The sequence below is a fragment of the Providencia sp. 2023EL-00965 genome (assembly GCF_033550225.1).
GTDB classification, from domain to species: Bacteria; Pseudomonadota; Gammaproteobacteria; order Enterobacterales; family Enterobacteriaceae; genus Providencia; species Providencia manganoxydans.
Genome location: NZ_JAWUEH010000002.1, coordinates 342,254 through 356,167 on the forward strand (window position 1 = coordinate 342,254; position 13,914 = coordinate 356,167).

At 40.0% G+C, this 13,914-nt stretch carries 12 protein-coding genes and 3 tRNA genes; 5 read left to right on the forward strand and 10 right to left on the reverse strand.

Annotated features, from left to right (window positions below; translation table 11 throughout):
• The first annotated feature begins 6 nt into the window (after positions 1-6).
• The 3 genes from sufS (at position 7) to SC428_RS04500 (ending at position 3,102) form a co-directional block, all read left to right on the forward strand.
• Positions 7-1,245: a cysteine desulfurase SufS gene (gene sufS / locus SC428_RS04490; RefSeq protein ID WP_318706064.1), complete on the forward strand. Its 1,239-nt coding sequence runs from the start codon at positions 7-9 to the stop codon at positions 1,243-1,245.
• Positions 1,246-1,381: 136 nt separating this feature from the next.
• A complete protein-coding gene (gene sufE / locus SC428_RS04495; protein ID WP_070929759.1) occupies positions 1,382-1,798 on the forward strand; it encodes a cysteine desulfuration protein SufE in 417 nt (138 codons plus the stop codon).
• A 227-nt stretch (positions 1,799-2,025) separates the two neighbouring features.
• Positions 2,026-3,102 (forward strand): L,D-transpeptidase family protein, encoded by a 1,077-nt coding sequence (locus SC428_RS04500; RefSeq protein WP_070929758.1) that lies wholly within the window; start codon positions 2,026-2,028, stop codon positions 3,100-3,102.
• Between the two features lie 85 nt (positions 3,103-3,187).
• Here the strand turns inward: SC428_RS04500 and SC428_RS04505 are convergent, their stop codons facing one another.
• The 6 genes from SC428_RS04505 to SC428_RS04530 form a co-directional block, all read right to left on the reverse strand.
• Positions 3,188-3,427, reverse strand: a complete 240-nt coding sequence (locus tag SC428_RS04505) for a major outer membrane lipoprotein (protein ID WP_070929757.1) — start codon at positions 3,425-3,427, stop codon at positions 3,188-3,190.
• A gap of 659 nt (positions 3,428-4,086) precedes the next feature.
• Positions 4,087-5,499 carry a pyruvate kinase PykF gene (gene pykF, locus SC428_RS04510; RefSeq protein WP_070929756.1) on the reverse strand — a complete coding sequence of 471 codons (1,413 nt, stop codon included), beginning with the start codon at positions 5,497-5,499 and terminating at the stop codon, positions 4,087-4,089.
• A gap of 410 nt (positions 5,500-5,909) precedes the next feature.
• Positions 5,910-5,986 (reverse strand) — tRNA-Val (locus tag SC428_RS04515).
• A gap of 26 nt (positions 5,987-6,012) precedes the next feature.
• Positions 6,013-6,089, reverse strand: a tRNA-Val gene (locus SC428_RS04520).
• Between the two features lie 26 nt (positions 6,090-6,115).
• Positions 6,116-6,192, reverse strand: a tRNA-Val gene (locus SC428_RS04525).
• A gap of 159 nt (positions 6,193-6,351) precedes the next feature.
• A complete protein-coding gene (locus SC428_RS04530; protein WP_070929755.1) occupies positions 6,352-7,725 on the reverse strand; it encodes an MATE family efflux transporter in 1,374 nt (457 codons plus the stop codon).
• Positions 7,726-8,007: 282 nt separating this feature from the next.
• Between SC428_RS04530 and SC428_RS04535 the strand changes: the two genes are divergently transcribed.
• Positions 8,008-8,664, forward strand: a complete 657-nt coding sequence (locus SC428_RS04535) for a riboflavin synthase subunit alpha (RefSeq protein ID WP_318706072.1) — start codon at positions 8,008-8,010, stop codon at positions 8,662-8,664.
• A gap of 155 nt (positions 8,665-8,819) precedes the next feature.
• Here SC428_RS04535 and SC428_RS04540 read toward each other — a convergent pair whose 3' ends face one another.
• The 4 genes from SC428_RS04540 to punC form a co-directional block, all read right to left on the reverse strand.
• Positions 8,820-9,107, reverse strand: coding sequence for a putative quinol monooxygenase (locus tag SC428_RS04540; RefSeq protein WP_070929753.1), 288 nt, complete (start codon positions 9,105-9,107; stop codon positions 8,820-8,822).
• Between the two features lie 26 nt (positions 9,108-9,133).
• Entirely contained in the window at positions 9,134-9,889 is a 756-nt protein-coding gene (locus tag SC428_RS04545; RefSeq protein WP_140179136.1) for a helix-turn-helix transcriptional regulator, read from the reverse strand.
• Positions 9,890-10,026: 137 nt separating this feature from the next.
• Positions 10,027-11,175 (reverse strand): cyclopropane fatty acyl phospholipid synthase, encoded by a 1,149-nt coding sequence (gene cfa / locus SC428_RS04550; protein WP_070929751.1) that lies wholly within the window; start codon positions 11,173-11,175, stop codon positions 10,027-10,029.
• 485 nt (positions 11,176-11,660) lie between these two features.
• A complete protein-coding gene (gene punC / locus SC428_RS04555; protein ID WP_070929750.1) occupies positions 11,661-12,884 on the reverse strand; it encodes a purine nucleoside transporter PunC in 1,224 nt (407 codons plus the stop codon).
• A 122-nt stretch (positions 12,885-13,006) separates the two neighbouring features.
• On the opposite strand from punC, the gene punR reads away from it, so the two are divergent.
• On the forward strand, positions 13,007-13,912 hold the full coding sequence (punR, locus tag SC428_RS04560; RefSeq protein WP_070929749.1) for a DNA-binding transcriptional activator PunR: 906 nt from the start codon (positions 13,007-13,009) through the stop codon (positions 13,910-13,912).
• Positions 13,913-13,914 lie beyond the last annotated feature (2 nt).

The following is a 13,914-nucleotide window of genomic DNA, read 5'->3' on the forward strand; positions in this document are numbered from 1 at the left end:
ACGCAAATGACATACAACGTAGCAGCAGTAAGGCAGGATTTTCCTGCCTTGTCTCAAAATATCAATAATCACCCGTTGGTTTATCTTGATAGTGCAGCTAGCGCACAGAAGCCTCTTCAAGTGGTTGAAAAAGAGAGCGAGTTTACGTTGCACCATTATGCTGCGGTACATCGGGGTATTCATACCTTAAGTGCCCAAGCGACAAGTATGATGGAAGAAGTTCGTCAAAAAGCGGCTGATTTTATCAACGCTTCGTCTGCCGAAGAAATTGTCTTTGTCAAAGGCACTACAGAAGCGATTAATTTGGTTGCGAATACCTTTGGTCGCAAGTTCATTAGTCAGGGTGACAACATCATCATTACTGAGATGGAGCATCATGCGAATATTGTGCCATGGTATATGTTAGCTGAAACTATTGGCTGTGAAATTCGCGTGCTTCCTGTTTCCGATAATGGTGAACTGGAACTTGCGGAGCTTGAAGCATTAATTGATGCCAAGACCCGTTTACTGAGTTTTACTCACATCTCTAATGTTCTAGGCACTGTTAACCCAGTTAAAGCGATCATAACGCAGGCTCGCTCATTTGCAGCCTCTTGTGGGGCTCTGCTTCACGTATTAGTTGATGGTGCGCAAGGTGCGATGCACAGTGTTGTTGATGTACAAGATTTAGATTGTGATTTTTATACCTTTTCTGGGCACAAATTGTATGGTCCAACAGGAATTGGTGTACTTTACGGTAAAAAATCGCTATTAGATAACATGCCTCCATGGGAAGGCGGCGGAGCTATGATCCGCAATGTTAGCCTAAAAAAAGGGATCACCTATGCAGATGCGCCATGGCGCTTTGAAGCAGGAACCCCAAACGTCAGTGCGATTATTGGCTTAGGCGCTGCTTTTGATTATCTCAATACTTTGGGAAGATCAGCGGCATTTGCTTATGAAAAGTCGATTATGTCCTATGCATCGCAAAAATTGAAAGAAGTTCCTTCATTAGTTTTATATGGCAATGAGCAGCGGGAAGGAGTACTTGCTTTCAATTTGGGTGAGCATCATGCTTATGATGTCGGCTCATTTTTAGATCAATATGGTATTGCAATACGTACAGGTCATCACTGTGCATTACCATTGATGGAACGGTATAAAGTTCCAGCAATGTGTCGTGCTTCTGTTGGGATCTATACAACAAAAGAAGAGATAGATTCTTTATTCAATGCATTACAACGGATTAAAAAATTGTTAGGCTAAGTGCTATAGCTTGATTGTTTTTGTCATCATTGACTGAAAAGCCAATAATAAATTGGCTTTTTGTTTATGGGCTGAATGATCGTTGTCATCAACAATCAATGTAACCTTAGAACTTAGATTAAATAAGGAAAGTAGTATGCCAGCTTTGCCCGATGAACATAAATTACTGCGCAATTTCTCACGTTGTCAGGACTGGGAAGAACGTTATCTGTATATGATAGAGTTAGGTGGACGTTTAACTGCTTTAACAGAACAACAGCGTAGTGATAGTAATCTGATTGCGGGTTGTCAAAGCCAAGTTTGGATTGATATGCAAAAACAAGCCGATGGGCAGATTATTTTTGCGGGTGATAGTGATGCGGCAATCGTAAAAGGGCTAGTTGCAATCGTAATTATTCTTTTTCAGGGTAAAACTGCAGAGCAAATTTTAGCTGTGGATGTTAAAGCTTTTTTCTCTCAGCTTGCGCTAGAGCAGCATTTAACTCCCTCGCGGACTCAAGGTTTAAACGCGATGATCCGCACAATCCTTACGCGCGCAGCACAATTACAATAACTATCCAATGAGTGGAGGAGATGGTTTCTCCACTCGTTTTCGCCTTAATCCTATCAACATTTTTGCCTTAAATTGTTAATTTATTTGCTGACTGTATCTCGCTGTTTCATAAGCAAAGCAATGATTATTACTCATAATATATTCAATAGGTATTAAAGATATGTAGTATAGTTGCTATTATGTACATCTTAGCGTGATACACATGTTGTTTTTTCCTTGGAGTCGGTATGAAAAAAGTGTTAACTGCAGCAAGTTTGTTTGTAGCGAGTGCATTGCTGTCACCAGTGCAAGCAATGGATTATCCATTACCTGATGGCAATACACGCCTGATCGGGGAAAACTCAATTTATGTTGTTCCTAATGATGGTCGCTCGTTAGAAATGATTGCCAGTGAGCATCAAATTGGATTACTTGCAATGTTAGAAGCTAATCCCGGTACTGATCCCTATTTACCTGAGGCAGGCAAAGAACTGATCATCCCTTCACAGATGCTACTGCCTTCAACACAAAGAAGCGGCATAGTCCTTAACCTCGCTGAATTAAGACTTTATTACTATCCAGCAGGAAAGGATGAGGTGGTGGTCTACCCAATAGGAATTGGTCAATTAGGTCGTGATACACCTGAAATGGTCACATCAGTCAGCCAGTTAATTAAAGATCCGACATGGACACCTACAGCGAATATTCGTAAAAATTACGCTAAAGAAGGAATTACATTGCCGGCGGTTGTTCCTGCGGGACCAGATAACCCAATGGGCTTATATGCATTGCGTCTATCCTATGGTCATGGTGAATATTTGATCCACGGTACTAATGCTGATTTTGGTATCGGCATGCGCGTTAGTTCTGGCTGTATTCGTTTGCGTCCTGACGATATTGAAGCGTTATTTAAAACCGTTCCTAAAGGAACACGTGTTCAAGTTGTGAACCAGCCGGTTAAATATTCTAAAGAGCCAGACGGTAGCTATTATATTGAAGTGCACCAACCGCTGTCTAAAAAGCCAAGTGATGATCCTCAGACAATGCCAATTGCTTTGAGTGATGATTTTAAACGCTTTCTTGAAAATGAAGAAATAGATAAAGCGCTAGTCGAAAAAGAGCTGGCAAGACGTTCTGGGCTGCCAGTTAAGGTAAATAAAGGACAGGGCGCGGAAATACAGTCTCAGTATGAGCCTGAATATGCATCAAGCGAAGATCAGCAGGATGAAAGTGCTAATGAGCAAGGCAAATATCCAGAGCTAAAGCCAATTGACTCGTTTACTATTTCTCAACCACAGCCAATCTATAACGAATCAATAAACTAACCAGCAAAAAATAAGGGCCTAAATTAAGGCCCTTTATAAAGAAATGAGTTAAAGAACATTCCGTTAACTCATTGCCAGTTCAAACTTACTTTTTGTAAGAACGAACTTGGTTGTCTAGACGTTGGTTAGCACGAGCTGCTTCTTGTTGTGCAGTTTGTACTTCAGCACGGATAGTCTGAACATCGTTGCTCAGCTGATCAACTTTACCATTCAGCGTTTGCACGTCTGAAGAGAGTTTTTGCACTTCAGTGCTGTTAGAAGAACAACCCGCCAGTAATGCTGAAGCTAATACGATAGAGCCCAGTACAATTTTAGTACGAATCATTATTTTACCCTCTAGATAGATTTATCTTGAAAATATAAAAGTAAGCTACCAACAAAATAGATATCAGACAGTCATTCTACATCTACTTATTCCATATGAACAACGTTATGCATTTATGGAATGGTGCTCACTTAGTCTTATGCTAGTACTTAATTTCCGTTTTTGCTAGAAATACTTTACGCCGGAGAGTAGGAAAAATAAGAAAAAATTTAATTTTTGGCTCACGCGGCTATTATTTAATCAAATCAGTTGCATTCTGAGATATACGTCTAATATAGCAAATGAATAATAGATTGCAATAAAGCCATAAATTGAAAAATTCTCTAATGAAAGCATTTTATGTTAAACCGAAAATAGCACCTCAGTTTTGCTTCAAGTGGGAGATTTAACTTAAGTTAATAGAGGGGAGGATTTATTGGTTGGATAAAAATCGGTGAGAGCAAAGTATCAAGACTTGGCATTCCAAATAATTAGAGGGCGAGCAGGCACATAGAAAAGAAAGTGTTCGACGTGAGTGAGCTCGATCATTAATGTTTAACCAAAAGCGTTGTAACTTGCAGTAGGATGAATATAACCAAAATAAAAAGCGGAAACACAAATGTCCCCGCTTTCATCAAATATCGAAACCTTATACCGTGATTAAACAGTAGAATCGATTATTATAATACATGTACTGAAGAGGTATTTGTCGTACCACTTGGCACTAACGCACCAGACACCATGACAATCGCATCACCTTCTTTCGCTAGTCCACTATTCAGTGCTGCACGCTTGCCTTCACGATAAAAATCATCAGTAGAAGTAAAACCACCTACCATCATAGGTACTACGCCTTTGACTAATAATAGCTGACGCGCGGTTTCTTCATTGGTAGTTAACGCTAAAATAGGGGCTGTTGGGAAGTATTTACGTACTGATTTTGCCGATTTACCACCAAAAGTTGCGACGACGATCAGAGGAACATCTAATTTTTCAGACATTTCAACTGCGCCACGGCAAACGGCTTCGGTAACACGTAAGCGCTGACCTGGTTTTTGGCTATCAATACGTGATGGCATAACACGGTCGGTACGTTCACAAATTGTTGCCATGATGGTGACAGCTTCAATAGGGTATTTACCTTTGGCACTTTCACCCGATAGCATAACCGCATCGGTCCCATCGATAATTGCGTTAGCAACATCACCAGCTTCTGCGCGGGTAGGGCGTGGATTTTTGATCATTGAATCTAACATTTGTGTTGCAGTAATAACAACTTTACGTGCAGCAACACATTTTTCAATCATCATTTTTTGTGCAAAAATAACTTCTTCAACGGGGATTTCAACACCCAAATCACCACGAGCAACCATGATGCCGTCAGACGCTTCTAAGATTTCATCAAAGTTGTTTAAACCTTCTTGGTTTTCGATCTTAGAAATGATTTGAATGTTTTCTCCACCATGTTTTTTCAGGTGAGCACGAATTTCTTCAACATCAGAGCGTTTACGGATAAAGGAGGCAGCAACAAAGTCAACGCCTTGTTCACAACCAAACACCAAATCTTCTTTATCTTTATCTGCAAGTGCAGGCAAACCAATGGAAACACCTGGTAGGTTAACGCCTTTTTTCTCGCCTAAATCACCGTTATTTAAGACTTCACAGATTACCTCAGTCGCAGTGACATCTTTGACTTTCATGCCAATGAGCCCATCATCGACCAAAACAGTATCGCCTGCGTTGAGATCTGAAGTTAAACCTGAGTATGTGACAGCAACTTTATCTTTATTACCAATTACTGAGGTATCAGTAGTAAATGTGAATGTCTGGCCTGCAACGAGAGAGACGTCATTACCGCCTTCCAATTTCATAGTGCGGATTTCTGGGCCTTTAGTATCAAGCAAGATAGCTGCTTGTTTACCTGTTCTTGCGCAAACTGCGCGTAGGTTTTTAATGCGTTGACCATGCTCTTCATAGTCGCCGTGAGAGAAGTTAAGACGCATGACATTCATGCCTGCATCAAGAAGTTGACTTAATTTTTCTTCTGATTCGGTTTTTGGGCCGATGGTACAAACAATTTTCGTTTTTTTCATGGCAGTCTATCTAAAGGTTATAAAAGAAATCGGTATTGTCGCCTGATCTCATGAAGCACACTGACTTGTCAGTGTTGCGCAACGTATTGTAGTAAGAATAGGCGACAGTCTGGTGTTTAATGCAATTATGTTGTGAATTAGATCTCATATTTTATTGTCATTATTGTAGTTCTGATCTAATACACAAAAGCTAACTTACTGATTTGTTTCTAGTGAAACCTTTCAGCTTGTGCGCTTATTATAGACAACAAAAAACTGTGAGACAAATCAAATTTTTAAAAATTAGATTAAGAGGCAATACAGATCAAAAGAAATGATGATTTTAGGTGAATGAGTTGCGCAACAAAAGAGAAAGACTGAAATATTGATAATCGTTGAGGTAGCGTATTGAAATAATGAATATTCTAGAATGGTGCGTCCGAGTAGACTCGAACTACCGACCCCCACCATGTCAAGGTGGTGCTCTAACCAACTGAGCTACGGACGCATTGTGATGTTGTTGACGTTGTGAAATGGTGCGTCCGAGTAGACTCGAACTACCGACCCCCACCATGTCAAGGTGGTGCTCTAACCAACTGAGCTACGGACGCATCGTGATTTCGTTGACGTTATGAAATGGTGCGTCCGAGTAGACTCGAACTACCGACCCCCACCATGTCAAGGTGGTGCTCTAACCAACTGAGCTACGGACGCGCTTCAAAACTGTCAAGGTGACAACGGGAACGAATATTAACGTCCTGTTGTCGTTCTGGCAAGGGGAAAATGTATTTTCGTGATAGTTTGCTCGTATTTACAGCGACTAAGCGAAAAATACATCTCCCTAAGATATTAACCTGCTGATTATTCGTTCAATTAACGTGTTGAACGTAATAAAACGAAGCTATCAGGCTGCTTATGGATCCACCAAATACGTCCTGCCATACCAATTGCAGAAGCACTCAGACCGATAATAAAACCAATCCAAAAACCTTGAGGGCCCATTGGTTCGGCAAACAGATCCGTTAACGCTAGAGCGTAGCCAATTGGTAATCCTAATAGCCAGTAAGCAGTAAAAGTAATAAAGAAGATCGAACGTGTATCTTTATAACCACGCAGAATACCTGCGCCAATAACCTGTACTGAGTCTGAAAGTTGATAGATTGCTGCAAATAGCATCAAACTTGATGCCAATACGACAACTTCAGGGTTTTTGTTGTACATCAGTGCGATGGGTTCGCGCAGGGCTGCGGTAACAATTGCGGTCAAGGAAGCTAATAATAAACCGACCGCTAAGCTCGTATAGGACGATATTTTTGCAGCTTCAGTTGACTGTTGACCTAGGTTGTAACCTACACGGATTGTTGCCGCGATACCCAATGATAACGGGAACATAAACATCACCGAACTAAAGTTTAATGCGACCTGATGCCCAGCAACAGCGACTACGCCCAGTGGTGCAACTAATAATGCAACAATGGCAAATAAGGTCACTTCAAAAAATAATGCTAATCCGATAGGCACACCTAAAACAAAAATACGTTTTAGGATAAGTGGGTCAGGGGAAGCAAACCGCTGCGTTGCATGGATGTCACGCTGCGAAGGCGCTTTTCTGACATACCAACGCATTAAGATACACATCACCCAATAAACCGATGCTGTTGCAACACCACATCCTACGCCACCTAATGCAGGTGCGCCAAAATGCCCATAAATAAAGATATAGTTGATAGGGATATTGACCATTAAACCTAGGAAGCCAATGACCATACCTGGCTTTGTTTTGGATAATCCTTCACATTGGCTACGATAAACTTGATAGAATAAATAGCCCGGCGCACCCCACATGATAGCATGTAAAAAACGAACCGATTTATCCGCTAATTCCGCATTCATATGCGGCATATTGCCAATAATAAGTTTGCTATTATAAAGCAAAAAGATCACGCCAAGTGATAAGAAAAACGCTAACCACAGCCCTTGTTGAACTTGATTCCCTATCAAATTACGGCGACCTGAACCATTCATTTGCGCCACGATAGGCGTCAGTGCCATTAATAGCCCTTGTCCAAAAAGAATAGCCGGTAACCAAATTGAAATTCCGACAGCAACTGCTGACATCTCAATTTCACTGACACTACCTGCCATAACCGTATCCACAAACCCCATTGCAGTTTGTGAAAATTGGGCAAGAATGATCGGGATGCCGAGAGCAAGCAAGCTACGCGCTTCTGTAAAATATTTCTGCACGCACACACCTTTAGAGTAATAAATGCTAATAAAAAGAATATAAAGAAGGAAATGCCAATGATTTACGATAAATCAAATACTTACTGTTAACGTTATATTTTAACTCTTTTAATAGTGTTAGCCAATGACTCATAAGGATGAATTTCAAATAAAGGCATTTATTGACATGCGTAAAGCATAAAGTTGAATAGTTATCGCCATCAACAAACCGCTCAAATCAGATAGATCTCTCAAAAATGTTAGGTAAACTGAGTCTATTAATTCAACCTACTGAGAATCATTATGTTTACAGGTATTGTTCAGGGCACGGCCCCAATTATTGAAATTACAGAGAGAGCCAATTTTCGTACCCATGTAATGAAATTCACACCAGAGCTACTCGTTGGTTTAGAAACTGGCGCTTCTGTTGCGCATAATGGTTGTTGTTTGACAGTCACAAAAATTGAAGGTGAACAGGTTAGTTTTGATTTAATCAAAGAGACTCTTAGGCTGACCAACCTTGGTGAACTGCAAGTCGGTGATGTGGTTAATATAGAAAGGGCCGCTAAGTATGGTGATGAAATTGGTGGTCATGTTGTGTCGGGGCACATTGTAACGACCGCTGAAATCAGCAAGATCTTCACTTCAGAAGATAATCACCAGATTTGGTTATCTATTTATGATAAATCACTGATGAAATACATTTTGCACAAAGGTTTTGTGGCAATTGATGGTATTAGCTTAACGGTTGGAGATGTCATCAATAACCGCTTTTGTGTTCACTTGATCCCTGAAACCTTAGCGAGAACAACCTTAGGGAAAAAACGCTTAGGTGATAAAGTTAATATCGAGATCGACCCACAAACCCAAGCAATTGTTGATACAGTAGAGCGTGTGCTATTACAAAAAGAGCAAGAGAAAAAAGCACAGCAGGCTGTGTCGCAAGAGAATGATATGTAAATTGAAGTCTTAGATATTCACTAAAAAATGCTATATCACCCGTATTGTATCGGTGTTATAGCATTTAAAAGTTAGGGGAGGGGGCATCAGCCCTGTGTATTTTGTAGTTGACTATTCGTGGGTATTGCTCTAATACCTATCGTTAATTTGTTTAGTTAAACAGTTCGTTGGTAATTTTCGCTGAAGTTAATTGAAATACTCGCATTGTCACGTTCAATTGCTTCGACTAAACGTTTAAAATGCTCTGATTTTTTATGCATTTCAAGGGCTGCGGTGCTTTCCCATTCTTCAAAAACGATATAGCCATCCTCTTTAGTAATCAGATCATACTTGATGCATCCTTGCTCACGTCGACTTAATTTCGCTAAATTTTTGACGATGTCTTTAGTTAAAAATCCGTTTTTATTTTCCGTTGTGATTTGTGCGTATACAACAATACTCATTCCGTTCTCCTTATGTGTATTGAGAACTATCTTAAAGTTTGCTTTGCGATTGTATTGTAAAAAAACGAATAATCAGACTTTAAGAATGCGGAAGGTGTCATCGTAAAATATCGTTTAAAATCACGATAGAAGTGTGATTGGTCATAATAACCTGTTTCTAGCCAGCGGTAGGTATCCTGCTCTTTCAGCATAGCTTTAAGTAATTGTTCTAAACGACAATTAATCTGATATCTCTTAGGGGTAATACCATATTCTTTTAAAAATTCTTTTTGTATAAAACGTGCGCTATATCCCGTTTCATCGGCAATATCTGTGATCTTTTTAGTGGGATTGCGATAAAGAATATTGAGTATATCATCGATTAATTGAGGCTGTTTTAACGCTTTGGTACGGACAAAGCAGTCTAACAGTCCTTTAAAAGAGGAATTTGCTAAATCTAGATACCAAGGCTCTTGCCAAATGTCAGCTAAGGCGGTTGGCTTATCAGTATAAGATAATGTTCGTTCAGGGAGCAGAAAACGCACCGCATCATGGCGAACACGCAATACCATCAAGTTTCCATTATTCGGTTTAGCTGTGAAGGTATCAATGCGAGGGATAACAAGTTGATATTTATTTGTTTTTATATGGTTTTCAGTAGATATGCATAACTCTTTGGATGAAACCCAAATCTCCGCGCCAGTACCCGGAAACACTTTTATTGGTACCGTAAATTTTTTAAGAATTAACACTGAGCTGATAAAACCATTCAATTCAGCAGGCGGATAATACTGTTTGAGCATAGTTTACCCATGGTGAGTTATATAATTAGCCCATGATAACCATTTTTAGGGGAAAAACTAATGAAAATAGTATTTATAGATGAACTAAGGCGCTATATCAAAAGATAGCGCCCTAGTTCAGGTTGATTAATAACGAATTACCTTGGTACGCGTATTCCTCCTTTAGCGCCTTTAGGGCTCCAAAGGATTTGCCATAATTGAATATCTCTGGCTCTGAATGCCCCAGCACATGAGTTCAAATAGTAAGTGAACATGCGTTTAAAGCGTGGTGTATAATTATCGCTAAGCTCAGGCCAACTGTCTAAAAATCGCTGATACCATGCCATTAGTGTTTTGTCATAATCAGAACCAAAATTATGCCAGTCTTCCATGACAAATTTCCCTTCACTGGATTGGCCAATATTCTCAATAGAAGGGAGCACTCCATTTGGGAAAATATATTTGCCAATCCATGAATCAACATTCACTTTGTTTTTATTTGAGCCGATGGTATGTAATAAAAATAAACCATCATCTTTAATATTCTTACGTGCCACATCAAAATAAGTGGAATAGTTTTTAGGGCCTACGTGCTCAAACATGCCAACTGAAACAATCCGATCAAATTTATCATTTAATTCACGGTAATCTTGCAAAATAATATTAACGTCAAGCCCACTACAACGCTCTTGAGCTAATTTTTGTTGCTCTTTCGAAATAGTGACACCAGTGACGGATGCGCCATAATAACGTGCAGCATAAGCGCTAAGGCCTCCCCAACCACAACCAATATCGAGTAAGCGCATACCCGGTTCTATTTGTAGCTTACGGCAGATCAAATCTAATTTATTGATTTGCGCTTGCTCAAGCGTAGTTGCTTCATTCCAATAGCCGCAGGAATATTGCATATAAGGATCTAACATTAGGGTGAAAAGATCATTACCTAAATCGTAGTGCTCTTCTCCGACAATCCATGAACGCTTCTGAGTTTGCAAATTCCTTAGGCGCGCCATTGCGACTTTCATTATATCAGTAAGATTATTGGGTAGCTTAGTATCGAGTTTCGCCTGTAAGACTTTATAGAAAAATAAATCAAGACGCTCGCAATCCCACCAGCCATCCATATAACTTTCACCGAGGCCCAGAGAGCCTTTTTGCAAAACTCTTTTAAAGAAATCGGTATTATGAACTTGAATATCAAATGGGCGGGAACCGTTGACTTCGATGCCAGCTTGGCTTAATAACGATTCTGCAATTCTTTGCCAATTTGAAACTTTACTTTTGGTTTCATCTACACAAGTGCTCATATGCTCTCCAACTTGAGATGAAGGTTTTTGAGATAGAATTTTAACTTGCTGAAAGTGTAGGGCTGCGAAGAAATAGCTTCGCAAAGACAGGGTTTGGTAATAAATATTATCGACCCTGAGTATACTCGTCATACTTCAAGTCGCAGGACCTTTTATTAGGTACGGTGACTACGTTCATAGGCGTCGGTTACATACTTTAGTACGCACCTAACAGCTGATTCATTAATCGCCTCGCTGTAACTAGAATTATTTAGAGTACAGTATTAACTCAAAAATCACTTCGGACTAAGTACTCTCCGAGTATAGAAGTGATAATTTTATTTAACAATGGCGAAAAATGTCACTTTTGATAGAAAAGTAAAATTTAGAGTAAATACGCGCAATTAGAGTTTCTAATAATGTCTGGAAGATCAAATAAAGAGTGTCAATTTTTGATTTTTTATCAAAATCAGCCACTAAAATACAGTGGCTGATCAGAAAAGTAGTTATTGAGGCTGATATTCAGAGCTTTTTTGTGATGATTTAGAGTGATCTTTTGTATGTTGTAGAAAATAACCGATAACCATCGGAATTATTGTCACCGCCATCACCCCTGTGGTGGCTAAGAGTGGGTCGAAAGGTAACGCTGAAACCAAGAGGCTGGCTAAAAAACATAACCCAAGTTGTAAAGAATTTTGCAAAGCAGCAGCTTTACCGCTAGCTTGTGGATAGGCATTCAATGCTTTGGATACCGCTATTGGGTAAGAGGCTCCGTTCATGGTTGCCATAAAGCAGAATGGTATTAGTATCATGGTCAGTGTTGGTTCAGCATACATAGATATTAAAAATAAGATAATCATACTGACTGCATAACCTACTAATAGTAATGGAAATAATACTTCAGCTCGTAGTTTGATTAAAATAAAACGACAACCATACCCACCGACAATAAACGCTAATGTTTGTGGAATATAGCTTAATCCAATATCTGCTGGGTTGAAGCCCATATTACGTAAAATAAACGGTGATCCTGTTAGCCAAGCAAAAAATCCTGCACTACAAGATGCATAAATTAAAACGTTCCCACTAAAAATACGTGAGCTCAGTAAAGTGAAAAAGGAAATAGATTTACTTTCTGTCGCGTCAGTAGTCATCGCTTTGGGGGTGACGTTTTTTAATAACAGTGTTGGAAGTAATAATAAAATACCCACAGCCATTAAAACGATAAAAATAATTTCCCAGTCATAATGTTCCAATACCCATGCACCTAATAATGGCGCCAATGCCGGTGATAATGCAACGAGCGGCATAATAGATGCAAATACCTTTTGGGTACTCGCCGCATCATAACGGTCAATAACCAATGCTTGCCAAAGAACAGCGGCACTACAAACGCCAACAGCTTGCAAGAAACGTAGGATCAGTAACTGTGTCGCATCGGTTACCCAAAGAATACCTAAGCAGCTGAGAATAAACAGTAATAAGCCAGCAATTAAAATAGGCTTGCGTCCAAGTTTGTCTGACAAAGGTCCCCATAGCAGTTGTGCGAAGGCAAAACCAGCAAGAAAGATACTTAAGGAGGCGCTAATTGCCCCTTCAGTGGTATTTAATGCCGTTTGCATAGAGCCAAATGCAGGGAGGTACATATCGATGGCTAGAAACCCTAACATGCTCAGTCCAGCAAGGTAGAGCATAAAACCTGGGGAGTTTTTCGTCACAGTATTTGTCATAGCGATTTACTTTCTAGAGTTTACAAAATTGTTAATATGTACGCTATTGTATAGGCTATATTTTTACATTGTGAAACGGTAATATTTGGATCTTGCTATCAAAATTTTTGAAAGGTATTGTTATGTGGTCAGCGCATGCGTTAGAAGTGATTGATGCGGTTGCAAGAACCGGGAGTTTTAGTGGCGCAGCAGAGGAATTACATCGTGTCCCTTCCGCAATTAGCTATACCGTTAAGCAAGTGGAGGAATGGCTTGCTGTACCAATATTTGAACGCCGTCATCGCGATGTCGTCTTGACGGAAGCTGGGGAGATATTTATCAAGCAAGGACGCTCAGTCATCAAAAAAATGACACAAACGCGTCATCAATGCCAACAGGCAGCTAATGGTTGGAGAGGGCAGTTTAGTATTGCTGTTGATTGTATTGTGAAACCTCAACGGACACAGCAACTGATATTAGATTTCTATCGTCATTTTCCGGATATCGAATTATATATTCACCCTGAAGTTTTTAATGGTGTATGGGATGCATTGGCCGATGGTCGAGTGGATGTAGCAATTGGGGCAACCAGAGCTTCACCCATCGGAGAACGTTACAGTTTTCGTGATATGGGCTTTATGTCATGGTGGTGTGTTGCAGCGCCAAATCACCCATTGGCAAAAATTGAAGGGAAACTAACAGATGATCAAATGCGTGATTACCCGAGTTTATGCCTTGAAGATACTTCAAGAAATCTTCCCAAAAGAGATACATGGGCATTAGATAACCAACGGCGCCTTGTGGTACCTTATTGGGAAGATGGTATGGTGTGTTTAGTTAATGAGCTGTGTGTCGGCATGGTTCCGGAACATCGCGCAGCGCCGTATTGTACGCAGGGTAAGTTAGTCCCATTAGAGTTATCACAGCCTTTTCCACCAAGCCCTTGCTGCTTAACTTGGGTTGAAAAAAATACATCACCAGCGTTGAGTTGGTTACTTGAATATCTTGGAGACAGTCAAACTCTCAACGCTGAGTGGTTAGCACCTTAACG